Here is a 25,932-nt window from a genome sequence, read left to right as displayed (position 1 = left end):
ATGAAAAAAGAGAGAAAGCCTAAAATTGTCATCATGGGAGGCGGAACTGGACTCTCTGTTTTATTAAGAGGATTAAAGCAATATCCTGTTGATATTACAGCAGTTGTTACAATCGCTGATGATGGTGGCAGTTCGGGTCGATTACGTGATGAGCTAGAAATTCCACCTCCAGGTGACATCCGTAACGTACTTGTCGCGTTATCGGATGTAGAGCCACTGGTGGAAGCTTTATTTCAGCACCGTTTCACAACAGGAGACGGACTGAAAGGTCATGCGTTAGGAAATCTATTGTTGGCAGGTATGACCTCGATTACAGGAGACTTTTTCCATGCAATTACGGAAACAAGTAAAGTATTAAATGTCAGAGGACGTGTATTACCAGCAGCGAATCAAAGTGCGGTACTTCATGCGGAACTTGAAGATGGGGAAATTGTAACAGGTGAATCAAAGATTCCTTATTACGGAAAGAAGATTAATCGTGTCTTTTTAACTCCAGAAGATGTAGAGCCATTGCATGAAACGTTGGCTGAGATTAAACGAGCTGATTTACTTGTTTTCGGCCCAGGAAGTTTGTATACGAGTATATTACCCAACTTAGTTGTTAACAAAATTGGGGACGCTGTTCTTGCCGCAAAGGCGAAGAAGGTATATGTATGTAACGTTATGACACAAGCGGGTGAAACGATGGGATATACTGCTTTTGATCATGTGCAGGCGTTACACGATCATTTAGGGCAACCATTTATTAATACTGCAATTGTAAATAACCGTGAGATTCCTTGTGAATTACGTAAGTTATATGAGGAAGAAATGTCTACACCAGTTGTAGTGGATGAAGAACGTTTTGCTGAAAATAATATTGATGTTATTCAAGAGGGATTAGCGAAGTATGATGATCGTGTTGTAAGGCATGATACGTTAAAGTTAGCTTCGATTTTATATTCATTGTTATAAATGTGCGTTGCCTCGTTTGAGGTGGCGCTCCTCATTCATATAGGACAAGAATTTTGTTCCATAATAATCGTATAAGGAGGTGTTGACTGTGTCATTTGCATCAGAAACAAAGAAAGAGCTGACGAATCTTGAAGTGAAAGAATGCTGTGAGAAAGCAGAATTATCGGCGTTACTTCGAATGAACGGATCGCTTTCTTTTTCAAACCGTCGTCTATCTATCGATATTCAAACAGAAAATGCGGCAATTGCAAGAAGGATTTATACGCTTTTGAAAAAAGGATATGATGTGACGGTAGAATTACTTGTTCGTAAAAAAATGCGATTGAAGAAAAATAATGTATATATCGTAAGGCTTGTTGAAAAGTCTCGCGAAATATTAGCCGATCTTCATATCGTTCGAGAGGACTTTTCATTTATTCGAAATATATCACAAGAATTGATTGAGAAGAAGTGTTGTAAACGATCGTATTTACGCGGTGCATTTTTAGCAGGTGGTTCAGTAAATAACCCAGAAACATCATCTTATCATTTAGAGATCTTTTCGTTATATAAGGAACATAATGATGCTATATGTGAACTGATGAACGGATTTGATTTAAATAGTAAGACGTTGGAAAGAAGAAAAGGGTACATTACGTATTTGAAAGAAGCGGAGAAAATTACGGAATTTTTAAATATTATTGGTGCTCATAATGCACTTTTAAGATTTGAAGATATTCGAATCGTACGTGATATGCGTAATTCCGTAAATCGTTTAGTGAACTGCGAAACAGCTAATTTAAATAAAACAATTGGTGCAGCGCTAAGGCAGATTGAAAATATCCGCTATATTGATGAGACGGTTGGTCTTGATATATTGCCAGATAAACTACAAGAGATTGCGCAACTACGAAGAGATTATCAAGATGTAACATTGAAAGAGTTAGGTGAGATGGTATCCGGGGGGAAAATTAGTAAATCGGGTATTAATCATCGTTTGCGTAAAATCGATGAAATTGCAGAGAAATTACGCGCGGGGGAAACGGTAGCAAAAAAATAAGAGGGTAAAGGGGAAATGGAGCTGTGGTTCAAAAACGAGTTCAGGTTTCATTAAAAAACGGTTTACAAGCACGTCCGGCTGCGTTGTTTGTACAAGAGGCAAATCGCTTTCATGCAGATATCTTCATTGAGAAAGATGGAAAGACAGTAAATGCAAAGAGCATAATGGGGATTATGAGCTTAGCAATTGGAACTGGAAGCATGATAACAATTACAACAGAAGGTTCAGATGCTGAAGAGGCTTTAGAAGCATTAGCTGCATATGTACAATAAAGAGCTATCGCGTATATGCGATAGTTTTTTTGTTTTGTTGTTTGTGCGGATTAGCGGGGAGGGGTATTTAGCTGGTTTGTCCTTGTCGGAGATTGTCGGTAAATCGATATGTTGTGTCGAACCGTTGATATATTAAAAAAATCGTTGATATAATTTGAGTTTTGTTCGATATAATTGAAAAATCGTTGATATATTTAGAGGGATACTGGATGGGGTATGTGAGCGGGGAACAATATATAAAAGAAGCGCCCAATTATAGGGCGCTTCCACTTTTAGTTGTATCCAGCTCCAGCGACCTGCGATTCTAAACGAGCCGCTTTCGCTTTTTAGTATTAACGATTTGTAAAGATCTTATCGATTAAACCGTATTCTAAAGCTTTTTCAGCTGTCATGAAGTTGTCGCGGTCTGTGTCGCGTTGTAGTACTTCAAGTGGTTGACCAGTGCGGTCAGCAAGAATTTGGTTTAGTTTTTCACGTAAGAATAGGATACGTTTTGCAGCGATTTCGATTTCAGTCGCTTGACCTTGTGCTCCACCAAGTGGTTGGTGAATCATTACTTCACTGTTTGGAAGTGCATAACGTTTTCCTTTTTCACCTGCTGCAAGTAAGAATGCACCCATAGATGCAGCCATACCGATACAGATTGTTGATACTTGTGGTTTAATAAACTGCATTGTATCATAGATTGCCATACCCGCTGTGATAGAACCACCAGGGCTGTTGATGTAGATGTGAATATCTTTTTCTGGATCTTGAGATTCCAAGAATAAAAGCTGGGAAACGATTGAGTTAGCTACGTTGTCATCAATTGCACTACCAAGCATAATGATGCGGTCTTTTAATAGTCGAGAGTAAATATCGTAAGCGCGTTCTCCACGATTTGTTTGTTCAATTACTGTAGGAATTAAATTCATCTGTTATTTCCTCCTTATAAAGCTTTCTTAGTCTTATAATACAATTATGGTCAATAAAGGTCAAACGAAACCACTTTAAATCAAAAAAATATGTAGTTGTACCATGAAATATTCGCTATGTTTTCGAAATTCCCTGCTTATGTATCTTCAACATCATAACCGAATTACATAAATTTAAACGTTATGAAAACTGTAGAAAAAAGAAAAGAACGCCTTTTAACTGAAGCGTTCTTTCGATAATTAGTCTTTTAAAAGATAGGTTACTTTATTTAAAATCTTTTCGATTTGTTTCGCGTTTTTACTATACATTTCGCTTGCTGATTTCGACTTTGTTTCTAGAGAAAATAGTTCAAGATCAGCATGACATTTTTTTAAAGATGCTAATAATAAAGGTTTGTTTTGAGGAGAAGGCATTTGGAGTTTGTCATTGTAAATGTCGATAGTAAGTTGTCCGTATGAATCCACTTGACCGAGGAAGACATTTTCAATAACAACACCGAGTTTTTCTAATTCTGAATGTAGCCAAGCACGGTTATGTCCGCTTGCTGAAAGAGGTTCATCTAGTACATTTCCATCCATAATAACAGTTTGTGGTTCTTTTTCATTCGGTACTTTTAAACCGATGTCTTTTGCAGTAAGTGGCTGAGAATCTTTCTTTAATAGTACATTTAATTCTCCGCTCGGTTCTAAGACAGCAAATTCGACTTCAGCTACGCTGAACGCACTTTTTCCACGGAGAAGTTCCAGTAATTCGTCACTCGTATATTTTTCTTTCTTCAAGTTATCTTCGAGTATCTTTCCGTCTTTTATTAATACGGTAGATTTCCCTTCAAAGAAGTCCCGAGCTGTTTTGTTCTTTAAAGAGAGGATTCCTGTGAAAAAAGGTACCGCAGCGAAAATGAGTATCGCAAAGACGCCGTGGAAAAATTTCGAATCGAGCCCTGTAGATACTTGGGCAGCGATGTCACCGATTGTCATTCCGGCAATGTATTCAAAAAAGGATAGCTGAGAGATTTGTCTTTTCCCTAACCATTTCGTAATAGCGAATAAAATAATTAATATGAATACAGAGCGCAGAATGACAAGTGTCCATTCCGGCAGGTGAGACATAGTCATTTCCTCCAGTCTACTTAAAACCCTTTATATTGAGGTTCTTCACGTTCTAATACTGAAACTCTATTCTGTAAATCAGCGATGATGCTGTCCATTTCTAACATACATTCGTGAAATATACGTTTTGATTCTTCATCCTGTGAATTTAGTGAAAGAGAGCTTAAACTTGCTTGAGCGCCCCTTACACTGGCAAGGCAGGTTTTAACGCTAGCGATAACTGTCATACGAACACCTTATCCTTTCGGTTTGAATAACAATGCTCCAATGAAGCCGAAAATAATAGCTGCTGATACACCGGCGCTCGTTACTTTAAACATGCCGGTAATAACGCCGACGATGCCATGTTTTGCAGCTTCTTCCATTGCGCCATGAACGAGGGCATTACCAAAGCTTGTAATAGGTACAGTTGCCCCAGCTCCAGCGAAATCAATTAATGGCTCATACAAATTAAATCCATCTAATATAGCTCCAGCAACAACGAGTGTTGCCATTGTATGGGCGGGTGTTAGTTTGCCGACATCAAACATAAGTTGGCCGATTACACATATGAATCCGCCAATGACGAAAGCCCAGAAAAAAATCATTGCGTTGCACCTCCAAATTCAATCGAAACGGCGTGAGCGATACACGGAATCGTTTCTTCTTGTTGGAATGTAAGTGGAGATAGTAAAGCGCCTGTCGCAACGACAAGTATTTTTTTGAACTCTCCTCTTTTCATTCGGTTTAATAAATGACCATACACGACTGTTGCGGAACATCCAGGCCCGCTAGCACCAGCTATGACAGGTTGTCCTTCTCTATAAATGATAATTCCGCAATCTTGAAATTGTTCGCTCGTTACTTTCGTTCCGTGTTTATGTAGTAAGTCGTAAGCAATTTCGCGTCCTACATGTCCGAGATCGCCTGTTACGATTAAATCGTAGTAAGAGGCATCAATTTGGCGTTCACGTAAATGGGCTTCAATTGTATCAACTGCAGCTGGAGCCATTGCGCCTCCCATATTAAACGGATCCGTTAATCCCATATCAACCACTCGTCCGATTGTTGCAGAGGTTACTCTTGGACCGTGTCCAGTATCGCTTAAAATAGCGGCTCCTGCTCCGGTTACTGTCCACTGTGCAGTAGGCGGCTTTTGTCCACCGTATTCGGTAGGGTAGCGGAATTGTTTTTCTACAGCAGTATTATGGCTTGAAGCTCCAGTTAATAAATATTTTGCACCTTTTGCATTTACGATACTTGCCCCAAGTGCTAAACCTTCCATAGAAGTAGAGCAAGCCCCGAATAATCCGAGATAAGGAGTGCCAAGTGTCCGGCAAGCAAAGCTTGTTGGAGTAATTTGATTGATTAAATCTCCTGCAAGTACAAATTGAATATCATCTTTACGAAGTTCTGCTTTTTCAGTAGCACGACTACAAGCTTCTTCGAATAAAATTTTATGTGCTTTTTCATAGGAATCTTGTCCGAGCCATAAATCTTCATGAAGGATATCGAAGTCTTCTGGAATGTTTCCCTTTGCTTCAAATGGTCCACCGACAACCCCTGTTGAGATAATGACTGGTTTGTTTTCAAATACCCACGTTCGGTGTCCTTGTAACATTTATAGACCTCCCCATTGAACGAGAATCGTTTTAATAAGTGCGATGACGAAAGCTGAAAATACACCAAATAAAATAACAGAACCAGCTAGTTTAAACATATTGCCGCCAACACCAAGGACGAATCCTTCCGTTCGGTGTTCGATACATGCTGCAATAACAGAGTTACCAAATCCAGTAACAGGTACAGCTGTACCAGCACCAGCAAACTGTCCAAAACGATCGTATATACCAAATCCAGTTAGTAACATAGAAATGAAAATAAGAGTTGCGACTGTTGGATTTCCTGCTGAGCGTTCAGTGAAATCAAAATATGTGATGTAAAAAGTAGAAATGAGTTGTCCAATGAAGCAAATAAAACCACCGACGAAAAAGGCTTTTATACAATTTTTTAAGACAGGTCGTTTCGGTTCGCGTTCTTGTTCGAATTTTTTATACTCCTGTTGTACAGGGGTTAAGTTTTTATCTTTACTAGACATTGCAATCCTTCCTTTTCTTTTAAAAAGCGTTAAGTGTTAGACTCCATTTTTTTACCAATGAATTTTAATTGTTTATTAATTTCATCTTTAGATACTTCTTTTTCCTTAATTTTTCTTTCGAGTTTTTCGAGTAACATAAAGATTTTTTTATCTGTACTGACACGAACATCGAAAGTAGGATGCTCATCACTTAGCTGCTTTTGAAGCTTTTTACGAAGAGGTTTTAATCCAAACCTTTCGTGATGCTCCGGTGTAACTGCTATGTAGAGATCTAAATTTGAATTCACTGCTGTGCTTTTTATAATTTCATCCATAGCGAGAGCTCTTTTCTTCGCTCCTTGTGATATAGATTGATTAAAGGATTCCGTACTCGTCTTTGTTAACTTTGGACCTTTTTCTTTCTCCGTTCGTTTTGCTTCTTCTTTCACTTTTTTATCTAAAGGACTATTATCACATCCGGTAAAAGAGCTAAATAGAAGTGCAAATAATGCGGTTATGAGGCCGAGTTTTCGCATAATTATCATTCCATTTCTATTGCAATATGTAATGTGATAGAAAAAGGATGACTGCATATCATCCTTTTTCTATTTCACAGCAAGACTGATTCGTTATTGCTGTGAGTATTGTGGTTCTTCTTGTTGGACTTCTTCAACGCGTGGGTTTAAAGAATCGATAATCGTTTGTGTTTGCTGCGCAGCTGTTTGGAAAAGTTGCTTAGCTTGTTGGTTATCCGTATCAAGAGCGAATCCCTCTAAGCTAGCTTGTGCACTTTTTAATCCAGAAACAGTTTGCTTTAATTTTGTAATTACAGTCATTGAATGAAGCCCCCTTTGGAATATCAATTCAAAGATTATAATTTGTGAGTTGGGGTGAATTTATGATTGGAAAATTTAGGGGTGGAATAGATTTTATATGCTTTTAGCTAAGATGCATAAGGTATTACGGGGATATTTTTATTGATTTAGATGGATTTTATTGCTATTATTATGAGAAGAAAATGAAGTGTTTTCTATAATCATGCGCCCATAGCTCAGTCGGATAGAGCGGTGGTTTCCGGTACCACGTCTGCCGGGGGTTCGAATCCCTCTGGGCGCGTCAAAAAGTCCTAACTTACGTTTTGTAGGTTAGGACTTTTTTATTTATCTCATTATTTGAGGGTTAAACAAAACAAACTGATGGAAGTCTCATTTTATATGTGTACTTTCAAAATGCCTTGTCTCATTGCTTCTGTTAAAGCTTCGGAGCGTGATCCTACTTTTAATTTTTTGAAGATTTTTGTTAGGTTGTATTCTACAGCTCTTGAACTCATGTACAGTTCATCAGCAATTTGTTTATTGCTACTTCCTTTAGAGACGGATTCTAAGATTTCTAATTCTTTTTGTGTAAGAAGAGCGGTTTTATTTTCAAGTTGTTGAGTCGTTATATCGTCTGTACGTAGTTGACGTAATAAAGAAATAGGAAGTAAAGTATATCCATTTACAGCTGCACGAATTGCCATTAATAGCTCTTGCTGAGAAGCTGATTTACTAATAATTCCGCTGATACCAGAGTTTATTAATAAATTAAATTGGGATACGTATTCAAAACCTGTGTATAAAATGATTTTTGCATCTGTTTGAATATGTAATATTTTCTGGGCGAGTTCAATACCACTACAATTGGGCATATTCATATCTAAGAGGTATACGTCAAAAGGTGTAGCGTCACTTTTTATAAGTGCTTCCTGTTCATTTAAAATATATTCTGCTTGCATATCTTCTTCTAATTCAATCATGCTCTTTGTTCCTTCGCCTACAATTTGATGATCATCTACGATTAATACTCGAATCATTATTTACCACCTCGGAACTGTAATGTTTATTTGAATTCCTTTTTTAGCTTCGGATACTATATGTATTTCTCCACCAATTGATTGAAGCCTTCCTTTTATACCGGAAAGCCCCATATGCTGATTAGGAGAGTAGGGAGTGTCTATATTAAAACCTTTGCCGTTGTCTCGGTAGTCTAGGAAAATACAGTTATTCTCTTCCCATAAAAAAATCGATACGATGGTTGCCTCGGAATGTTTATCTGCGTTTGTTAGTAGTTCTTGAATGATACGATATAAAGATAAAATTTTGTCAAAATCGTAATGATGTTCTTGAATTGATTCATGATCAAATTGAATATGAAACTGCACACGTAATTGTGTTTGGGCTAGCAATTCTCTTAATGCACCAATTAAACCAGCATCTGATAAAAGTGATGGACGCAATTCATTACATGTGTCGCGAATTTGTTGTATTACATCGTGCATACCGAAGTGGATTTTTTTTAGTTCATTTTTTAATTCTAGTGGAACGGATTTGTTTTTTAGTAAAGAGTCTAGTTTGCGGTACCATACGATTTGATCTTGTAATGCAGAGTCGTGTAAATCTGAAGCGAGTCGGCGCCTTTCTTGTTCAGAAATTTGAAAGAGTAGGCGTGATAAGCTTGCAGAATTTGTTTTGGATTCTAAACTCTCCTGCTCTAGAGAATGAATAATTTCATTAATGGTATACAAGTTTTCGTAAATAAGACGGACGTATGTCGTGACAGTGATGAACCATGATTTTTCATGCGTATTATATTTAATATTATTCACTTTTCTTCCAATCCAGATGTAGTGTTTTATATGTTTAGTAGAGTATAAGTAAATGCCAATGCATCCATCATCCTCTAATAAATCATTAATTAGTAATGCTGCCATATTCCATTTTTTCTTTTTAGAAAGTGTGAAATCTTTCGTTTGTCCATATCCGTTACAGAGTGTATATGTGTTGTCTTTCATATCATATTGAACAAATTGAATAAAAGAAGGTTTCAACATCGAAACGATTTCATTAGTGAATTTTTTCTCTAACTCTTCTGTTTTCATAATAGATGATAGCTGTGCGGTAAACTGTTCAATGTTTACGTATAAGTTTGTTTTAGTCCGAAAGAGGTGATTACGGAATGTAAAATCTAATCTTTCTTTTAATATGAGAAATAGAATGTTTAATGGAAAAATAATAATAAAACTTTGCAGTAGTCGAGAGAGAAAATTGTCTTTGTAATAAATGCTCCAGCTCGTAATGATTGCAATTAATAGAGTTGGAATTAGTGACAGAAATGCGTAATACCGTAAACGATCAAATACAAACTCTATATCAAAAATCTGCTTCGTCGCTACTAAATAAAAATAACCGATTGGTAGAGCGATTAGGAACATAGCGCCAATATCTGCTGAGAGAATCGGTGTTCTGAATATTGCATCTGGAAGAGCATAGAGTGTAACGAACGGAAAGAAGGCAATGGAATGAATCGTGAGCATTAATTTTAAAAATGGTTTATGTACTGTACTGTGATATTTGATATAGGCACGGATTAAAAAATATATACAAAAGATAATATTTATTGAAAGGTAAATTAGTTCTAATCCACTGGTATTAACCGTGAAAAACGGAATGAACATCGTTAAAATAGAGAGTGATAGTACAAGAATACCGATTGTAATATTAATTTGTAGAAATCTATTAGAAATAACGTATATTTGCTTCTTTTCAAATAGTTCATTCAACAAGAGAATGAGAGACATAGGTGTACCTTGAAATACAATACCTAAAATAATGATGGCGATAAAATCACCTCTACCAGATTCAACTGCAATTAGAAGGCTCGAAGATGTCATAAAGAGAAATGTTATTAAAAAGAATGTTTCTCGATTTAAAGGCTTCTGTTTATACAGAAAAATAGATAACCCTAAACAAATAAAGGCGAGTAGGGAGGGGAAGTATATCGAAATGATTTTATTGCGATAATCAATAATATGTTGTGTTCCTTTATAAGTTTGGGTGATATCGTCTCTTTTAACTTGTATTTCAGATGCAGTTAGTGATTGATTTTGATATCTTGGAAGTATTCCTAAATGAGGCTTTTCTTTATTAATTGAATAGATTATATCTCCTTCTTTTAAGTCCGTATGAAAAGCCCAACCGGAGGATTTAATTTTTGCTATTGTGTATGTAGCTGAGTCTGTTTTAGAAATAAGAACGCCGCTGTACGGTTGATTTATTTTATATAAAATATAGCCTTGTAAACAAAAGTACAGGAAGGTTACACATAAAATGAAAACAAAGTTACGTTGTATCTGCAACGGTTTGGGCACCTCTCTTTATAGGTATAACATTTAAATTCTGAATATTTTTATAATAACATTTAAGGAGTTTTCATACAATTAACTTCATCTGTTGAAATTGCGGTGAACCACATAAGAGTGGTTCACCTTTTTTACGGTAAATACAGTACGGATTGCGGACAATAGCATCAGAAAGAAGTCTATGATAAAGATACAAATTAACAAGTAAATGAAGGAGGAAATAGTGATGAAAAAGTTTTTGTTGATGGTAGGCGGGATCGTATTAGGAATGGCGGTTATTTATTTCGTAAAAAGTTAAAAGGAGCTGTTATGGATGGCATTTGAAATTCAAGGATTAAATAAAACATTTGGTGAATATAAAGCCGTTAATGATTTAAATATACGTGTAGAAGAAGGTGGAATTTTAGGGATGCTGGGCCGAAATGGTGCTGGTAAGACGACAACGATTCGTATGATCTTAGATTTAATCAAACCGGATAGCGGCCAAATTCTATGGAATAATCGCCCTTTTTCAAAGAAAGACCTATCTATCGGCTATTTACCAGAAGAGCGTGGATTATACCCGAAAATGAATGTAGTGGAGCAATTGGTGTATTTCGGCAAGTTAGAAGGAATGCCAGCTAATCTTGCAAAAAGGCATGCGTTACAGTGGCTAGAAAAATTAGAAATGACACCACATTTAAAGAAGAAAATAGAGGAATTGTCAAAGGGAAATCAACAAAAAATTCAATTGATTTCAGCGATATTGCATAATCCGGAATTCATCGTACTAGATGAACCATTTAGTGGATTGGATCCTGTAAATGCAGAGATGTTAAAAAATGTTGTGCTCGAGTTAATCGCGCAAAGAAAAACGATTATCTTCTGTAGTCATCAAATGGACAGTGTAGAAACGTTCTGTGAGGAAATTTGTATTATGAAAAATGGTCAACTTGTATTATCGGGTGCCTTGTCAGATATTAAGAAAAGTTATCAATACAAATATATGATGTTGCAAACGGAAGGGGATATTGAACCTATTCTTAAGAAGAAAAATTTCAATTTTGAAAAAGTTAATCGTACGTTCATGATTAAAGTTAATGATGGAGAGGATGCATTTTCGCTGCTTGAAGACATTAAAACTAAACAATATATCCGAGATGTTTCTATTAAAGAACCTTCTTTACATCAAATCTTTGTTGAAAAGGCGGGTGCATAAGTAATGAGGAATTTCTGGATTGTTTTAGGGCAAACGTATTGGGATCGTGTGAGGACGAAAATATTTATTGGGATGACATTGTTATTAATAGGGGGAGGGATATTCTTATTCTCCTTTCCAACTTTAGTACAAAAGTTTTCTGGAGAGAAAGAAAAAGCAAAGGTTGTATTTATTTCCGAAGCACCTAATGTTACTTTGGATCAATCTAATCTTAGTAAAGCTCTTCCAGAATGGGATTGGTCTTTAGGCGATAAAACAAAATTAAATCAATATAAGCAAGATTTGTTAGATAAGAAAGTCGAAGCGCTCTTTATATTAAAAGAGGGTGCGGGTGCTGAACCAGTATTAGATTACTTTATGAAGGTGGATAATCCTAAGTTGATTCAAAGTGCGCAGGTATTTGTACAAAATCAGTATTTTCAAAGTGCGGTAGTTAAACAACAGTTATCAGAAGAGGCTGTGAAATCACTGACGATGAACGTGCAAGCGAAAAAGCAAAACTTAAATAACGAAGAAACAAGCTCATTCTTACTGGTGTATTTATTAGTAGCGATTATGTACTTAGCAATTACTTCGTATGGAAATGCGATTGCTACAGCGGTAGCGTCAGAGAAGGCGTCGCGTGTTATGGAAGTGATGGTAACGAAGGTGTCGCCTGTTCACATGGTCTTTGGGAAGATATTAGGAGTCGGTCTTGCTAGTTTGACACAGTTATTTATTTTCTTCCTTAGTATGGCGCTATATATTAAATCTGGAATTTTTAAGGTATCGGATTCGTTTTTTGGAGTGAATATTGATGTAAATATGATTACAGGTGAGCATGCTGCATATTTCTTGTTATATTTTGTTCTCGGTTACTTCGTTTATGCGGCACTTTTCGCAGTGTTTGGTTCTATGGTAAGCAGGCCAGAAGAATTATCCGGAACAACGATGCCGATTACTCTTATATTGATGGGAAGCTTAGTGGTGGAGTTATTAGTAGTACTTGATAACCCTGAAGGGCTAGTATCAAGGGTGACATCATATGTTCCGTTTACAGCTCCAATTAGTATGGTAGTTAGGATTATTAATGGATCCGTTGGGAGTTTAGAAATTATTACATCTATGGTTGTATTACTGGCTAGCATTAGCTTAATTGCTATGTTTGCAGCGAAGGTCTATCCGAAAGGTGTATTAAGAAGTGGTAAGAGCCTTAAATTCATTCAATTGTTAAAAAATAATTAATTGCAGGGGGGAATAAATTATGGGATTTTTTCGAAAAGAAAACAAAAAATGATGGATAGTAATAACGAGAGAAGCGTGAAAAAAATAGTTGAGTTGTCTGTGGAAGAGATGAGAGGAATTCAAGGAGCGTCTAGTGAATCGAACGATTATCTCTATGATTCCTATGTAATTAGAAATCAAAGTTCCTTAGCTTTAAATAAGAGGTTTCTTTCTTAATTAAGAATCGTAAAAGAGTAGTTAGGCATAGTGAAGTGTCACTATACCTAAACTGCTCTTTTTATTTTGGAATTGAACAGAGATAAATTTAATGTTGTTATATATAAAATTAAGGGTTACTATTAGTATGTGGTAACAAATAATTGAGTTTATTATTTTCTTTCAATATTATTCAAATTTAGGTTGTAAGTTGTAAATCTCATTAATACATATAAATTAATAATATTTTGGAATGGGTGTCTGTGATAGCATTCTCCTTTTACCAAACTTATTGTACAATAGAAACAAGGGGGAGATTAGTTTGAAGGCAAGTCTTTTACAAGAACAAAGCTTACGTTTGGCAATGACACAAGAGTTAAGGCAAGCGATTACAATGCTCCAGTATAATGTACAAGAATTATCGGAGTTTTTGTATGAGCAATCGTTAGAGAATCCCCTTATTGAGTTAGGTGGTTTTGAGAGGGAGAAGAAAAAGAGCTCTAACAACAGTAAAAGTACCAGCAAACAAGTCGAGAATCAGATGGAGATCTACAGTGTGGATTCTACAACGATTCAGCAACATTTATTAAATCAAATACAGTATTATAAAATAGATGAAGAAGAGCGAAAAGTAGCTTCTTTCATTATTATGAACATGGATGGAAATGGATATTTACAAGAAACGAATGAAGAGTTAGCAGAGCTCCTTTCTGCACATATTCATGTAGTCGACCGATCTGTAGAGCTTGTCCAATCACTGGAACCAGCAGGGGTAGGGGCGCGTAATATTCAGGAATGTTTAACCTTGCAATTGAAGCGCTTACAAAGACGGAATGGAATAGCAGAAGAGGTTGTAGAAGATCATTTCGCTTATTTTGTGAAGAAAGATTGGCGAAAGCTCGTTCAAGTGTTGAAATGTAGTAATGAGGAATTACAGAGTGCGGTGAATTGTATAACGTCATTACAACCAAAACCAGGTCTTGCGTTTTCTTCAGATAAACCACTTTATATTGTGCCTGATATGGCGGTGAAAAAAGATGGCGATCGCCTCGTTTTACAAATGAATGAGAGAAATATGCCGAGAATTGAAATTCATTCTGAATATAGTGCGCTTCTTAATAATAGTGAAAGTGAAGTAGCATCTTACGTATCAGAAAAGTATCAGCATGTGCAGTGGATTATGCGCAGTTTGAAGCAGAGAAAACAGACGCTGCTGCAAGTGATGAATATTATTATGGAAAAACAACGTGATTTCTTCTGGAAAGGTCCAGAGTATTTAAGACCTCTCGCTTTAAAAGAGGTAGCGGAAGAGTTAAGTGTGCATGAATCAACAATTAGTCGTGCGACGCGAAATAAATATGTGCAAACACCACACGGTTTATTTGAGATGAAATCGTTCTTTAGCAATGCCGTTTCAACGACTGAAGATGAAGCAGTTTCTACAAAACGTGTAAAACAATTTATTCAAACGCTAATTGGGGCAGAGGATAAGAAAAAGCCACTTTCAGATCAAAAGATTTCAAAATTATTAGAAGAAGAGCATGAAATTGTTATTTCTCGAAGAACAGTGGCGAAGTATAGAGAACAAATGCATATCCCAGCTTCGTCATTACGAAAAACGATCGGATAGGTGAAGAAGATGAAAGTTGTACTGTATACTAAAAAAGATTGTGGCCTTTGCGTGAAGGCAAAACAAGTTTTACAGGAAGTACAATGTGAATATTCTTTTCAAATCGAGGAAATAGATATATATGAAGATAATGACCTTTTAGAAAAATATCACTTAATGATTCCGGTTGTAGAAATGGACGGAAAACAAGTAGAATATGGTAACATTCACAAAGGTGTCATAATAAACTATATAAAGAATGCAGTTAAGAGTTGAATAAGTTTCTATCTCCTGTTACAATAATACACGTAGCAGGGATTATTTTTTTAACCTATGTGGGACACAAAATGTCACTACGGGACGTAAAGTGACCATGAAGGAAAAATGAACCAATGTAGTGAGGAGAAAAGATATGCGCTCATGGATTCAGAACACAAAAAAATTATTACCTGATCTGCTACCTGTTATGCAAACGAGAATGCAAATTCTTCAATACATTAGGCTCATGCAGCCGATTGGAAGAAGAAACTTATCAGCAAGCCTCGGTATGACAGAACGAGTATTGCGAAGTGAAGTTCAAGTTTTGAAAGAACAAAACTTAGTTCACGTCGCTTCTTCTGGAATGACTTTGACAGAAGAAGGAACAGCTTTAGTTCTTGCTTTGGAAGACTTTATGAAAGAAATTTCCGGGTTAAAGGTTTTAGAAAAGCAACTTAAGGAAACATTAGACTTGGATGAAGTTTTCGTTGTCCCTGGTGATAGTGATGAATCACCTTGGGTCAAACTGGAGATGGGCCGTGCTTGTGTGACTTGTATAAAAGACCGTCTGACAGCGAATAATATCGTTGCTGTGGCTGGAGGAACTACGCTAGCTGCTGCTGCGGACATGATGCAACTTGATTGCAAAGATTTACATATGCTATTTGTCCCAGCACGTGGTGGAATTGGAGAAGGTGTTGAATTAGAAGCCAATACCATTTGTGCCAAGATGGCGCAAAATACGATGAGTAATTATCGCTTATTGTATGTTCCAGACCATGTTAGTAGCGAAGCATATGCGTCTATTGTGACAGAGCCTTCCGTGAAAGAAGTTCTTGAGTTGATTCGATCTTCCAATATCGTCATTCATGGAATAGGTGATGCGTTAACAATGGCACGTCGCAGAAGTACTTCAGAAGCAGATTGGTTAAAGATTCAGGCAAGCGAAGCAGTTGGCGAAGCTTTCGGTTACTACTTTAATGAAGAAGGAAATGTTGTTCATAAAGTAAGAACAGTGGGTATGCAACTAGAGGATTTACAAAATGTATCTCACGTTGTTGCAGTCGCTGGAGGTTCTTCAAAGGCAAAAGCAATACAGGCTGTAATAAAGCAAGGGCACACTTCAATTCTAATTACAGATGAAGGTGCAGCAAAACAGTTAACAAAGGGTTTTACCCTTTAATATAATCCCCCAAGGAGGAAATTCAAATGACTAAAATTGGTATTAATGGATTTGGACGTATCGGACGTAACGTATTCCGCGCAGCTCTTAACAACTCTGAGGTAGAAGTAGTAGCAATCAACGACTTAACAGATGCTAAAACATTAGCTCACCTTTTAAAATATGACACAGTTCACGGAACTTTAAATGCAGAAGTATCTGCTAACGAAAACAGCATCGTTGTTAACGGTAAAGAAATTAAAGTTATCGCTGAGCGTGACCCAGCTCAATTACCATGGAGCGACTACGGAGTAGAAGTAGTAGTAGAATCTACTGGCCGTTTCACTAAAAAATCAGACGCTGAAAAACACTTAGGTGGATCAGTTAAGAAAGTTATCATCTCAGCTCCAGCTTCTGACGAAGATATCACTGTAGTTATGGGTGTTAACCACGAACAATACGATGCAGCTAACCACAACGTAGTATCTAACGCTTCTTGTACTACAAACTGTCTAGCTCCATTCGCTAAAGTATTAAACGAAAAATTCGGCGTAAAACGCGGAATGATGACAACAATTCACTCTTACACTAACGACCAACAAATCTTAGACTTACCACACAAAGATTTACGTCGTGCTCGTGCAGCAGCTGAAAACATGATCCCAACATCTACTGGTGCAGCTAAAGCTGTAGCATTAGTATTACCAGAACTTAAAGGTAAATTAAACGGTGGCGCTGTACGTGTTCCAACTGCTAACGTTTCTCTTGTTGACTTAGTTGTTGAACTTGACAAAGAAGTAACAGTTGAAGATGTAAACGCAGCATTCAAAGCAGCAGCTGAAGGCGAATTAAAAGGTATCCTTGGATACAGCGAAGAGCCATTAGTATCTATCGACTATAACGGATGTACAGCTTCTTCTACAATCGATGCATTATCTACAATGGTAATGGAAGGTAACATGGTTAAAGTACTTTCTTGGTACGATAACGAAACTGGTTACTCTAACCGCGTAGTAGACTTAGCAGCTTACATGACTTCAAAAGGTCTTTAATTCTTAATTATATAAGTTATCAATGACAAAACGAGGGAGAGGGTTTGTTCCCTCTCTCTCTTCTTTCGTTTTAAAAGCAAATGTGTTAAGCTTTTGAATGGGTTTTGTCAATCCTAACTAGTAGTCGGAGGGAAATCCAATGAACAAAAAATCAATTCGTGACGTAGATTTAAAAGGTAAGCGTGTATTTTGCCGCGTTGATTTCAACGTACCTATGAAAGAAGGCAAAATTACAGATGAAACTCGTATCCGTGCAGCTCTTCCTACAATTCAATATTTAGTAGAGCAAGGTGCGAAAGTTATTTTAGCAAGCCACTTAGGCCGTCCAAAAGGTCAAGCAGTAGAAGAATTACGTCTTACTCCAGTAGCAGCACGTTTAGGCGAGCTTCTTGGTAAAGATGTTAAAAAAGCGGACGAAGCATTCGGACCAGTTGCACAAGAAATGGTTGCAGCAATGAACGAAGGCGACGTATTAGTTCTTGAAAACGTACGTTTCTATGCGGGCGAAGAAAAGAACGATGCAGAACTTGCGAAAGAATTTGCAGCACTTGCTGACATCTTCGTAAACGATGCATTCGGTGCAGCTCACCGTGCTCATGCTTCTACAGCAGGTATCGCAGACTACCTACCAGCAGTATCTGGTCTATTAATGGAAAAAGAGTTAGATGTACTTGGTAAAGCACTTTCTAACCCAGAACGTCCATTTACAGCTATCATCGGTGGTGCGAAAGTAAAAGATAAAATCGGTGTAATTCGTCATCTATTAGACAAAGTAGATAACTTAATCATCGGTGGCGGACTTGCTTACACATTCGTTAAAGCTTTAGGTCATGAAATTGGTCTATCTCTATGTGAAGACGACAAGATTGAACTAGCTAAAGAATTTATGCAACTAGCAAAAGAAAAAGGCGTAAACTTCTACATGCCAGTTGATGTTGTAATCACTGAGGAATTCTCTGAAACTGCAACAACTAAAATCGTTGGTATCGACTCTATCCCTTCTAACTGGGAAGGCGTGGACATCGGTCCTAAAACACGTGAAATTTATGCAGATGTAATTAAAAATTCTAAGCTTGTTGTATGGAATGGACCAATGGGTGTATTCGAAATGACTCCATTCGCAGAAGGTACAAAAGCAGTAGGACAAGCATTAGCAGATGCAGAAGATACATACTCTGTTATCGGCGGTGGTGACTCTGCAGCAGCTGTTGAAAAATTCGGTATGGCTGATAAAATGAGCCACATTTCTACTGGCGGCGGTGCGTCATTAGAATTCATGGAAGGTAAAGAGCTTCCAGGTGTAGTTTGTCTTAACGACAAATAAGTAGCAGCCAAAGAAAAAGGACGGTGCAAAGCATGCGTAAACCAATTATCGCAGGTAACTGGAAAATGAATAAAACTCTATCTGAAGCAGTTAGCTTCGTAGAGGAAGTTAAAGGTCAAATCCCAGCAGCTTCAGCTGTTGATGCAGTAGTTTGCTCTCCAGCTCTATTCTTAGAGCGCCTTGTAGCAGCAACTGAAGGAACTGACTTACAAGTAGGTGCACAAAACATGCACTTCGAAAAAAATGGTGCATTCACTGGCGAAATTAGCCCAGTAGCACTTAGCGACTTAAAAGTTGGCTATGTAGTACTTGGCCACTCTGAGCGTCGTGAAATGTTTGCTGAAACAGATGAGTCAGTAAACAAAAAGACTATCGCAGCATTTGAACATGGTTTAACACCAATCGTATGTTGTGGTGAGACTTTAGAAGAGCGCGAAAGCGGAAAAACATTTGATCTAGTAGCAGGTCAAGTGACAAAAGCACTTGCAGGTTTAACAGAAGAGCAAGTTAAAGCAACTGTTATCGCTTATGAGCCAATCTGGGCTATCGGTACAGGTAAATCTTCTTCTTCTGCAGATGCAAATGAAGTATGTGCGCACATCCGTAAAGTTGTTGCAGAAGCTGTTTCTCCAGAAGCTGCAGAAGCTGTTCGTATCCAATACGGCGGTAGCGTAAAACCAGAAAACATTAAAGAGTATATGGCACAATCTGACATCGACGGCGCTTTAGTTGGCGGTGCTAGCTTAGAGCCTGCTTCGTTCTTAGGTCTTCTGGGGGCGGTAAAATGAGAAAGCCAACAGCTTTAATCATTCTTGACGGTTTCGGACTTCGTGAAGAAACTTACGGGAATGCTGTAGCACAAGCTAAGAAACCTAATTTTGATGGTTACTGGAACAAATTCCCTCATACAACGCTTACAGCTTGTGGTGAGGCGGTAGGTCTTCCAGAAGGTCAAATGGGTAACTCTGAGGTTGGTCACTTAAATATCGGTGCTGGCCGCGTAGTATATCAAAGCTTAACACGCGTTAACGTTGCAATTCGTGAAGGTGAGTTCGATAAGAACGAAACTTTCCAAAATGCAATTAAAAGCGTAAAAGAAAAAGGTACTGCACTTCATTTATTCGGTTTACTTTCTGACGGTGGTGTGCACAGTCACATGAACCATATGTTTGCTCTTCTTCGCTTAGCAGCAAAAGAAGGCGTGGAGAAAGTTTATATCCATGCATTCTTAGACGGCCGCGATGTTGGACCACAAACAGCAAAAGGTTATATCGATGCAACGAATGAAGTAATTAAAGAAACAGGAGTAGGACAATTCGCGACTATCTCTGGTCGTTATTACTCTATGGACCGTGACAAGCGTTGGGATCGCGTAGAAAAATGTTACAGTGCTATGGTGAATGGTGAAGGCCCTACTTATAAATCAGCAGAAGAGTGTGTAGAAGACTCTTATGCGAACGGTATCTATGATGAATTCGTATTGCCGTCTGTAATTGTTAACGAAGATAACACGCCAGTTGCAACAATCAATGATGATGATGCAGTTATCTTCTATAACTTCCGTCCAGACCGTGCAATTCAAATTGCTCGTGTATTTACAAACGAAGACTTCCGTGAGTTCGATCGTGGTGAAAAAGTACCTCACATTCCAGAATTCGTATGTATGACACACTTCAGTGAAACTGTAGATGGTTACGTGGCATTCAAGCCAATGAACCTTGATAACACTTTAGGTGAAGTTGTTGCGCAAGCGGGATTAAAGCAACTTCGCATCGCGGAAACTGAAAAGTATCCGCACGTTACATTCTTCTTTAGCGGTGGTCGTGAGGCTGAATTCCCAGGAGAAGAGCGTATCTTAATTAACTCACCAAAGGTTGCAACGTATGACTTGAAACCTGAAATGAGCATTTACGAAGTAACGGACGCTTTAGTAAATGAAATCGAAAATGATAAACATGATGTTATCATTCTTAACTTTGCGAACTGTGATATGGTTGGCCATTCTGGGATGATGGAACCAACAATTAAAGCAGTAGAAGCAACTGACGAATGTTTAGGAAAAGTTGTAGAAGCAATTCTTGCAAAAGATGGTGTAGCACTTATTACTGCTGACCATGGTAATGCTGATCAGGAGTTAACTGCTGATGGCGGTCCTATGACAGCTCATACAACTAACCCGGTTCCTTTCATCGTTACAAAAAATGATGTAGAGCTTCGTGAAGGTGGTATTTTAGGAGATATCGCTCCAACAATGCTTACACTTTTAAATGTGGAACAACCGAAAGAAATGACAGGTAAAACAATTATTAAATAATTTGCTTATATAAAAAGGAGAGAATTTATTATGTCAACAATTATTGATGTTTATGCTCGCGAAGTCCTTGACTCTCGTGGTAACCCAACTGTAGAAGTAGAAGTTTACACAGAAAGCGGCGCTTTCGGACGCGCTATCGTACCAAGTGGTGCATCTACTGGTGAGCACGAAGCAGTAGAATTACGTGACGGTGACAAATCTCGTTACCTTGGTAAAGGTGTTGTTAACGCAGTAAACAACGTTAACGAAATTATCGCTCCAGAAATCGCTGGTTTCGATGTAACTGACCAAGCTGGTATCGACCGTGCTATGATCGAATTAGATGGCACTCCAAACAAAGGTAAACTAGGCGCTAACGCTATCCTTGGTGTATCTATGGCAGTAGCTCACGCAGCAGCTGACTTCGTAGGTCTTCCATTATACCGTTACCTTGGTGGATTCAATGCAAAACAATTACCAACTCCAATGATGAACATCATCAACGGTGGTTCTCACGCTGATAACAACGTTGACTTCCAAGAGTTCATGATCTTACCAGTTGGTGCTCCAACATTCAAAGAATCAATCCGTATGGGTGCTGAAGTATTCCATGCACTTAAAGCTGTATTACATGACAAAGGTCTTAACACTGCAGTAGGTGACGAAGGTGGATTCGCTCCAAACCTTGGTTCTAACCGTGAAGCTCTAGAAGTAATCATCGAAGCTATCGAAAAAGCTGGTTACAAAGCTGGCGAGAACGTATTCTTAGGAATGGACGTTGCTTCTTCTGAGTTCTACAACAAAGAAACTGGTAAATATGACCTTGCAGGCGAAGGCCGTACTGGCTTAACTTCTGCAGAAATGGTTGATTTCTACGAAGAGCTTTGCAAAGACTTCCCAATCATCTCTATCGAAGATGGTTTAGACGAAAACGACTGGGATGGTCACAAATTATTAACTGAGCGTATCGGTGATAAAGTACAATTAGTTGGTGACGATTTATTCGTAACTAACACTCAAAAACTTGCTGAAGGTATCGAAAAAGGTATCTCTAACTCAATCTTAATTAAAGTTAACCAAATCGGTACTTTAACTGAGACTTTCGAAGCTATCGAAATGGCTAAACGTGCTGGTTACACAGCAGTTGTATCTCACCGTTCTGGTGAAACTGAAGATGCTACAATCGCTGACATCGCAGTTGCAACTAACGCTGGCCAAATCAAAACTGGTTCTATGAGCCGTACTGACCGTATTGCTAAGTACAACCAATTATTACGCATCGAAGACGAACTAGGCGAAATCGCTGTTTACGATGGTATCAAATCTTTCTATAACATCAAACGATAATTGTAGAAAATAAACGACAGACCGTGAGAAATCACGGTCTGTTTTTTTATGTTAAAATTGTTCACCTGTCATAAGTGACATGAAATGTTTGAAGAAGCGGTTATAATCAAAATTAATTGCTATTTGATGACTCGGCCAATCAATAAATGGTTTAGGTTCTCCTAAAGAGCGAAATTCTCCAATGCTTGCCCCCTGTGCATAAGATTCTGTCATGACAACGATAGGTGATTTGTGATAGGTAAAAACATAGAGTTATCAAGTAAAGCGAGTATTGGCATTGTGTCATGGAAGGGGCTGCCCTTTAAATGTGGTAGGGCGTCTTTATAATATCCGTAGTAATAATGATCGAATAACGGTTTGACAAGTGGGGCTTTTCCTTTGGCCTCAATGTATTCGGCCATTTCTGGTGTAATGATGGAATATTGGGTGACGTTTAATGGGTATATGTACATGTTAGCTGCGGATTGAAGGACTATATTAGCTGCAGTAGGGTCGCCATAAAAGTTTGCTTCGGAAATAGGGGTAACATTACCAGGATGTAAAAAGGCACCGCCCATTACGTAGTAGGGTTTAACTTGCTCCATTAATTGTTTACATACGATAAATAAAATTGCTAGGGAGGTAAGTCTTCCTAAGCTCACAATAATTAATTCATCTTTATACTGTTCAATAAGAGGAATAACTTCAAAAAAATTCTCCATTTCTTCGTTAGTTACATTCACCTTTGGAATAATTGGCCCGAGCCCTTGTTTCCCGTGTACATCTGTAAAAAAAGCAGGAGGAGCACCAGTAATTGGACGTTCTGATCCACCAAAGATTTTGATATTTCTACCCTTTACTTCGCTTGTAAGAAAATGAGCATTTTCTACGGCCATTTTTTTTGGAACATTGCCATAATCAGCAACGATACCGACGATTTCTATTTCATTGATAAAGAATGCTAAGAGGAGAGCCATCGTATCATCAATCCCAGGATCACAAAAAATGAGAACTTTTTTGGGCATATGTTCACCACCTATCTTGTTTATCCCGTACAAACCCGCTTGGTGAGGAATGATCAATGGGGATGAGGAAACCCTCAATGATTAAAGTTTCACTTTATATATATGTAAGTTTAAGGATAAAAAGATTATTTTATTGAAATAACAGTCTTGTAAATTCAGAAAATAAAAACTTTTTATATTAGGTCAAGGTTTTTGACATAATTTTCGTTTGAAAATGCAGTCATATCAAGGTTGTAAGCGTGTAACATAGGCTGTTTTTGCTGTCAAGTTGATAAATTGCAGCTTTTTACAATTTATACTATGATAAAGATATTAACAGAAGATCGTATAAACATGAGGGATGATGAACATGAAATTTACAAAGATTCTTGTCCAAATTGCTGCTCTTTACGTGTTTTATATGGTTGGAACTTGGGTGCAAGAAATGTTAAACATTCCAATTCCAGGAAGTTTGATAGGGATGTTCCTCTTACTTGTTTTACTTAGCCTAAAAGTTCTTCCAGTGAAATGGTTCGATTTAGGAGCAGAAACACTCGTTGCTATTATGCCGTTTTTATTAATTCCGCCAACGCTTGGCCTAATGAATTACGGTGCTTTTTTTATGAGTAAAGGAATTTCTCTTTTCATTACAGTTGTAGCGAGTACATTTTTAATTATTATTGTCGCAGGACATACAGGACAATATCTTGCGAATAGGAAGGAAAGAGAGTCGCGATGAGCCAAATATTAATCGGAATCGGTTGGGTTCTTTTTACGGTGCTATTATATCAATTATCTAAAAAAATCTATAAATTATTTCCAACACCATTCACCATTCCAATGCTTGTAGCAACAGGATTAATGGCTTTCCTATTTATCGTGCTTGATATACCATATCAACATTATATGGAAAGTGGTGGTGGCTGGATTGCAAAGCTACTTGGACCCGGTGTTGTAGCATTTGCAATTCCTCTTTATAAACAACGTCATGTTCTGCAAAAATATGTTGTACCGATTGCTGGTGGGGTATTAGTAGGTACAACAGTTGCAATCGCTAGTGATTTTGCCATTGCTTCACTTATGGGAACAGATAAAAGCTTAATCTTATCGTCTTTACCAAAATCGGTAACAATGCCAGTTGCGATGAGCGTTTCTGAACAAGTTGGTGGTGTACCTTCCTTAACAGCAGCTTTCGTTGTTATCGCAGGTATTACTGGAACGATTACAGGACCTCTCTTATTAAAATGGAGCCGTGTTACAAACTCAGTTGGTAAAGGTATCGGATTTGGATGTGCTTCTCATATTATGGGTGTTATGAGAGCAATGAAAAATAACGAGCATGAAGGTGTTATTGGATCGGTAACAATGACATTAACAGCAATTTTGACATGTTTACTTGGACCGTTATTTGCAATGATGTTTATGTAATAGAAGAAAAGCGAGGGCAACTCTATAGCTCTCGCTTTTCTATAGGATTTATGCTACAGTTACAATAACTGAATCTTTGTAGGAGGTACGCCAAGTGCATACGTTATTATCCGTTTTACTTATTACTGTATCGATTTTAATGATTGTTATGGTACTTATGCAGTCTAGTAATAGCTCAGGCCTTTCAGGTGCAATTTCAGGCGGTGCAGAGCAATTATTTGGTAAGCAAAAAGCACGTGGAATTGAAGCAGTATTAAACCGTATTACAATTGTTTTAGCTGTATTGTTCTTTGTATTAACAATTGCTGTTACGTACTTAAACTTATAGAATTGAAAGAAGAAGCGTTAGTAAGATGTACTAATGGTTCTTCTTTTTTGTTTTGCCATTTGAAAGATGTTTCTAATTAGATTATAGAAATGTAAATATGGTACACTAGATATAGAAAGAATACGACTAGATTACAGAAGAGAAAGAGGAGAAGTACATGATGAAATTAGCATCTCCGAAACCATTTACATTTGAGGGTGGAGACCGCGCTGTTTTATTACTACATGGATTCACAGGGAACTCAGCTGATGTACGTATGTTAGGGCGTTTCTTAGAAAAGAAAGGCTATACTTGTCATGCGCCAATTTATAAAGGGCACGGTGTACCACCAGAAGAGCTTGTTCATACAGGCCCTACAGATTGGTGGCAAGATGTAACGGAGGCATATCAGCTTTTAAAAGATAAAGGTTTTGAGAAAATTGCTGTTGTTGGATTGTCACTTGGCGGCGTATTTTCTTTAAAATTAGGTTATACAGTACCGGTTTTAGGTGTAGTACCAATGTGTGCACCGATGTATATTAAGAGCGAAGAAACGATGTACCAAGGTATATTGGCATATGCCCGCGAATATAAAAAACGTGAGCAAAAATCACCAGAACAAATTGAACAAGAAATGTTGGAATTCCAAAAGACACCGATGAATACATTAAAAGCATTACAACAATTAATTGCTGACGTACGTAACAATGTGGATATGATTTATGCACCAACATTTGTTGTACAAGCACGTCATGACGAAATGATTAATACAGATAGTGCTAACATTATTTATAACGGTGTAGAATCTACGTTAAAAGACATTAAATGGTATGAAGACTCTACGCATGTCATTACACTTGATAAACAACGTGACGAGCTACATGAGGATGTATATAACTTCTTGGAGCAACTAGATTGGTAAGATCTAGTTGCCTCTTTTTTTCATAAGGAATTTTTTGTGAAAACTGTAAAAATCATAAGGGGAGTATTGAAGTTTCGCTTTATACATCCCCTATCTTTCGGATACACT

Annotated in this window: 27 protein-coding genes, 1 tRNA gene and 1 pseudogene; 18 read left to right on the top strand and 11 right to left on the bottom strand. The window is 37.6% G+C overall.

All coding sequences use genetic code 11. From position 1 onward, the window contains the following. The 3 genes from QCI81_RS12585 to QCI81_RS12575 all read left to right on the top strand — a co-directional run bounded on the left by QCI81_RS12585 (nt 1) and on the right by QCI81_RS12575 (nt 2,265). Complete coding sequence (locus QCI81_RS12585; RefSeq protein ID WP_000712187.1) at nt 1-954, top strand: gluconeogenesis factor YvcK family protein; 954 nt, start codon at nt 1-3, stop codon at nt 952-954. 88 nt (nt 955-1,042) lie between these two features. Beyond that, nucleotides 1,043-1,993, top strand: coding sequence for a DNA-binding protein WhiA (gene whiA, locus QCI81_RS12580; RefSeq protein ID WP_353810775.1), 951 nt, complete (start codon nt 1,043-1,045; stop codon nt 1,991-1,993). A 23-nt stretch (nt 1,994-2,016) separates the two neighbouring features. Then, entirely contained in the window at nt 2,017-2,265 is a 249-nt protein-coding gene (locus tag QCI81_RS12575) for an HPr family phosphocarrier protein (protein WP_000250307.1), read from the top strand. A gap of 332 nt (nt 2,266-2,597) precedes the next feature. Here the strand turns inward: QCI81_RS12575 and clpP are convergent, their stop codons facing one another. The 8 genes from clpP to QCI81_RS12535 all read right to left on the bottom strand — a co-directional run bounded on the left by clpP (nt 2,598) and on the right by QCI81_RS12535 (nt 7,181). Then, complete coding sequence (clpP, locus tag QCI81_RS12570; protein ID WP_001049162.1) at nt 2,598-3,179, bottom strand: ATP-dependent Clp endopeptidase proteolytic subunit ClpP; 582 nt, start codon at nt 3,177-3,179, stop codon at nt 2,598-2,600. Nucleotides 3,180-3,419: 240 nt separating this feature from the next. Next, a complete protein-coding gene (locus QCI81_RS12565; RefSeq protein WP_053563375.1) occupies nt 3,420-4,289 on the bottom strand; it encodes a DUF421 domain-containing protein in 870 nt (289 codons plus the stop codon). Nucleotides 4,290-4,309: 20 nt separating this feature from the next. Further along, nucleotides 4,310-4,516: a DUF1657 domain-containing protein gene (locus QCI81_RS12560; RefSeq protein WP_000215906.1), complete on the bottom strand. Its 207-nt coding sequence runs from the start codon at nt 4,514-4,516 to the stop codon at nt 4,310-4,312. 9 nt (nt 4,517-4,525) lie between these two features. After that, the gene (gene spoVAE / locus QCI81_RS12555; protein ID WP_353810774.1) at nt 4,526-4,876 is read right to left on the bottom strand and encodes a stage V sporulation protein AE; all 351 of its coding nucleotides are present in this window, start codon (nt 4,874-4,876) and stop codon (nt 4,526-4,528) included. Further along, on the bottom strand, nt 4,873-5,889 hold the full coding sequence (gene spoVAD, locus QCI81_RS12550) for a stage V sporulation protein AD (RefSeq protein WP_000938972.1): 1,017 nt from the start codon (nt 5,887-5,889) through the stop codon (nt 4,873-4,875). Before spoVAD ends, spoVAE begins: the two co-directional genes overlap by 4 nt. Next, entirely contained in the window at nt 5,890-6,366 is a 477-nt protein-coding gene (gene spoVAC / locus QCI81_RS12545; RefSeq protein ID WP_000095399.1) for a stage V sporulation protein AC, read from the bottom strand. A 29-nt stretch (nt 6,367-6,395) separates the two neighbouring features. After that, nucleotides 6,396-6,881, bottom strand: coding sequence for a YhcN/YlaJ family sporulation lipoprotein (locus tag QCI81_RS12540; RefSeq protein WP_001228545.1), 486 nt, complete (start codon nt 6,879-6,881; stop codon nt 6,396-6,398). Between the two features lie 93 nt (nt 6,882-6,974). Next, nucleotides 6,975-7,181, bottom strand: a complete 207-nt coding sequence (locus tag QCI81_RS12535) for a DUF1657 domain-containing protein (RefSeq protein WP_000216166.1) — start codon at nt 7,179-7,181, stop codon at nt 6,975-6,977. A 204-nt stretch (nt 7,182-7,385) separates the two neighbouring features. Between QCI81_RS12535 and QCI81_RS12530 the strand changes: the two genes are divergently transcribed. Then, nucleotides 7,386-7,461: transfer RNA gene (locus tag QCI81_RS12530), tRNA-Arg, on the top strand. 94 nt (nt 7,462-7,555) lie between these two features. Here QCI81_RS12530 and QCI81_RS12525 read toward each other — a convergent pair. Together QCI81_RS12525 and QCI81_RS12520 are read right to left on the bottom strand one after the other, a co-directional pair. Further along, the gene (locus QCI81_RS12525) at nt 7,556-8,197 is read right to left on the bottom strand and encodes a response regulator (RefSeq protein WP_000621765.1); all 642 of its coding nucleotides are present in this window, start codon (nt 8,195-8,197) and stop codon (nt 7,556-7,558) included. Nucleotides 8,198-8,200: 3 nt separating this feature from the next. Next, nucleotides 8,201-10,519, bottom strand: coding sequence for an ATP-binding protein (locus QCI81_RS12520; RefSeq protein WP_353810773.1), 2,319 nt, complete (start codon nt 10,517-10,519; stop codon nt 8,201-8,203). A gap of 316 nt (nt 10,520-10,835) precedes the next feature. Between QCI81_RS12520 and QCI81_RS12515 the strand changes: the two genes are divergently transcribed. From QCI81_RS12515 to eno, 10 genes are all read left to right on the top strand, one after another. Beyond that, on the top strand, nt 10,836-11,720 hold the full coding sequence (locus QCI81_RS12515) for an ABC transporter ATP-binding protein (protein WP_353810772.1): 885 nt from the start codon (nt 10,836-10,838) through the stop codon (nt 11,718-11,720). 3 nt (nt 11,721-11,723) lie between these two features. Beyond that, complete coding sequence (locus tag QCI81_RS12510) at nt 11,724-12,944, top strand: ABC transporter permease (protein WP_001243601.1); 1,221 nt, start codon at nt 11,724-11,726, stop codon at nt 12,942-12,944. A gap of 517 nt (nt 12,945-13,461) precedes the next feature. Then, nucleotides 13,462-14,769 (top strand): RNA polymerase factor sigma-54, encoded by a 1,308-nt coding sequence (rpoN, locus tag QCI81_RS12505; RefSeq protein ID WP_071731511.1) that lies wholly within the window; start codon nt 13,462-13,464, stop codon nt 14,767-14,769. A 9-nt stretch (nt 14,770-14,778) separates the two neighbouring features. After that, nucleotides 14,779-15,024, top strand: a complete 246-nt coding sequence (locus QCI81_RS12500; protein WP_000869730.1) for a glutaredoxin family protein — start codon at nt 14,779-14,781, stop codon at nt 15,022-15,024. Nucleotides 15,025-15,160: 136 nt separating this feature from the next. Next, entirely contained in the window at nt 15,161-16,189 is a 1,029-nt protein-coding gene (gene cggR, locus QCI81_RS12495; protein WP_001258185.1) for a gapA transcriptional regulator CggR, read from the top strand. 26 nt (nt 16,190-16,215) lie between these two features. Continuing rightward, on the top strand, nt 16,216-17,220 hold the full coding sequence (gene gap, locus QCI81_RS12490; protein WP_000161234.1) for a type I glyceraldehyde-3-phosphate dehydrogenase: 1,005 nt from the start codon (nt 16,216-16,218) through the stop codon (nt 17,218-17,220). A 139-nt stretch (nt 17,221-17,359) separates the two neighbouring features. Next, a complete protein-coding gene (locus QCI81_RS12485; RefSeq protein ID WP_001036331.1) occupies nt 17,360-18,544 on the top strand; it encodes a phosphoglycerate kinase in 1,185 nt (394 codons plus the stop codon). Between the two features lie 32 nt (nt 18,545-18,576). After that, on the top strand, nt 18,577-19,332 hold the full coding sequence (tpiA, locus tag QCI81_RS12480; RefSeq protein WP_001231038.1) for a triose-phosphate isomerase: 756 nt from the start codon (nt 18,577-18,579) through the stop codon (nt 19,330-19,332). Beyond that, nucleotides 19,329-20,858, top strand: a complete 1,530-nt coding sequence (gene gpmI, locus QCI81_RS12475) for a 2,3-bisphosphoglycerate-independent phosphoglycerate mutase (RefSeq protein WP_001231158.1) — start codon at nt 19,329-19,331, stop codon at nt 20,856-20,858. The genes tpiA and gpmI overlap by 4 nt, the downstream gene beginning before the upstream one ends. Before the next feature lie 30 nt (nt 20,859-20,888). Beyond that, complete coding sequence (gene eno / locus QCI81_RS12470) at nt 20,889-22,184, top strand: phosphopyruvate hydratase (RefSeq protein ID WP_000103951.1); 1,296 nt, start codon at nt 20,889-20,891, stop codon at nt 22,182-22,184. 51 nt (nt 22,185-22,235) lie between these two features. Here eno and QCI81_RS12465 read toward each other — a convergent pair. Continuing rightward, nucleotides 22,236-23,188: pseudogene (locus QCI81_RS12465) on the bottom strand (nucleoside hydrolase). Between the two features lie 349 nt (nt 23,189-23,537). On the opposite strand from QCI81_RS12465, the gene QCI81_RS12460 reads away from it, so the two are divergent. The 4 genes from QCI81_RS12460 (at nt 23,538) to estA (ending at nt 25,824) form a co-directional block, all read left to right on the top strand. Next, a complete protein-coding gene (locus tag QCI81_RS12460; protein ID WP_000673222.1) occupies nt 23,538-23,906 on the top strand; it encodes a CidA/LrgA family holin-like protein in 369 nt (122 codons plus the stop codon). Further along, nucleotides 23,903-24,595, top strand: a complete 693-nt coding sequence (locus tag QCI81_RS12455) for an LrgB family protein (protein WP_000078304.1) — start codon at nt 23,903-23,905, stop codon at nt 24,593-24,595. Before QCI81_RS12460 ends, QCI81_RS12455 begins: the two co-directional genes overlap by 4 nt. A gap of 94 nt (nt 24,596-24,689) precedes the next feature. Beyond that, nucleotides 24,690-24,923, top strand: a complete 234-nt coding sequence (gene secG / locus QCI81_RS12450; protein ID WP_000557266.1) for a preprotein translocase subunit SecG — start codon at nt 24,690-24,692, stop codon at nt 24,921-24,923. 160 nt (nt 24,924-25,083) lie between these two features. Beyond that, the gene (gene estA / locus QCI81_RS12445; RefSeq protein WP_000761986.1) at nt 25,084-25,824 is read left to right on the top strand and encodes a carboxylesterase; all 741 of its coding nucleotides are present in this window, start codon (nt 25,084-25,086) and stop codon (nt 25,822-25,824) included. Nucleotides 25,825-25,932: the final 108 nt, after the last annotated feature.

The sequence above is a fragment of the Bacillus cereus group sp. MG20 genome (assembly GCF_040459885.1).
In the GTDB taxonomy this organism is placed as follows: Bacteria; Bacillota; Bacilli; order Bacillales; family Bacillaceae_G; genus Bacillus_A; species Bacillus_A cereus.
The sequence above is the reverse complement of the archived record's forward strand: the minus strand, read 5'-3'. Positions and strand labels throughout refer to the sequence as shown.

Excerpts from the sequence above, each read along its gene's own strand:
- QCI81_RS12510 (WP_001243601.1), top strand. The coding sequence starts at position 11,724 with ATGAGGAATTTCTGGATTGTTTTAGGGCAAACGTATTGGGATCGTGTG.
- gap (WP_000161234.1), top strand. The coding sequence starts at position 16,216 with ATGACTAAAATTGGTATTAATGGATTTGGACGTATCGGACGTAACGTA.
- eno (WP_000103951.1), top strand. The coding sequence starts at position 20,889 with ATGTCAACAATTATTGATGTTTATGCTCGCGAAGTCCTTGACTCTCGT.
- gpmI (WP_001231158.1), top strand. The coding sequence starts at position 19,329 with ATGAGAAAGCCAACAGCTTTAATCATTCTTGACGGTTTCGGACTTCGT.
- QCI81_RS12565 (WP_053563375.1), bottom strand. The coding sequence starts at position 4,289 with ATGTCTCACCTGCCGGAATGGACACTTGTCATTCTGCGCTCTGTATTC.
- spoVAD (WP_000938972.1), bottom strand. The coding sequence starts at position 5,889 with ATGTTACAAGGACACCGAACGTGGGTATTTGAAAACAAACCAGTCATT.
- QCI81_RS12585 (WP_000712187.1), top strand. The coding sequence starts at position 1 with ATGAAAAAAGAGAGAAAGCCTAAAATTGTCATCATGGGAGGCGGAACT.
- QCI81_RS12560 (WP_000215906.1), bottom strand. The coding sequence starts at position 4,516 with ATGACAGTTATCGCTAGCGTTAAAACCTGCCTTGCCAGTGTAAGGGGC.
- clpP (WP_001049162.1), bottom strand. The coding sequence starts at position 3,179 with ATGAATTTAATTCCTACAGTAATTGAACAAACAAATCGTGGAGAACGC.
- QCI81_RS12500 (WP_000869730.1), top strand. The coding sequence starts at position 14,779 with ATGAAAGTTGTACTGTATACTAAAAAAGATTGTGGCCTTTGCGTGAAG.
- QCI81_RS12525 (WP_000621765.1), bottom strand. The coding sequence starts at position 8,197 with ATGATTCGAGTATTAATCGTAGATGATCATCAAATTGTAGGCGAAGGA.
- cggR (WP_001258185.1), top strand. The coding sequence starts at position 15,161 with ATGCGCTCATGGATTCAGAACACAAAAAAATTATTACCTGATCTGCTA.
- QCI81_RS12460 (WP_000673222.1), top strand. The coding sequence starts at position 23,538 with ATGAAATTTACAAAGATTCTTGTCCAAATTGCTGCTCTTTACGTGTTT.
- spoVAE (WP_353810774.1), bottom strand. The coding sequence starts at position 4,876 with ATGATTTTTTTCTGGGCTTTCGTCATTGGCGGATTCATATGTGTAATC.
- QCI81_RS12515 (WP_353810772.1), top strand. The coding sequence starts at position 10,836 with ATGGCATTTGAAATTCAAGGATTAAATAAAACATTTGGTGAATATAAA.
- QCI81_RS12535 (WP_000216166.1), bottom strand. The coding sequence starts at position 7,181 with ATGACTGTAATTACAAAATTAAAGCAAACTGTTTCTGGATTAAAAAGT.
- spoVAC (WP_000095399.1), bottom strand. The coding sequence starts at position 6,366 with ATGTCTAGTAAAGATAAAAACTTAACCCCTGTACAACAGGAGTATAAA.
- QCI81_RS12540 (WP_001228545.1), bottom strand. The coding sequence starts at position 6,881 with ATGCGAAAACTCGGCCTCATAACCGCATTATTTGCACTTCTATTTAGC.
- tpiA (WP_001231038.1), top strand. The coding sequence starts at position 18,577 with ATGCGTAAACCAATTATCGCAGGTAACTGGAAAATGAATAAAACTCTA.
- QCI81_RS12485 (WP_001036331.1), top strand. The coding sequence starts at position 17,360 with ATGAACAAAAAATCAATTCGTGACGTAGATTTAAAAGGTAAGCGTGTA.
- QCI81_RS12455 (WP_000078304.1), top strand. The coding sequence starts at position 23,903 with ATGAGCCAAATATTAATCGGAATCGGTTGGGTTCTTTTTACGGTGCTA.
- estA (WP_000761986.1), top strand. The coding sequence starts at position 25,084 with ATGAAATTAGCATCTCCGAAACCATTTACATTTGAGGGTGGAGACCGC.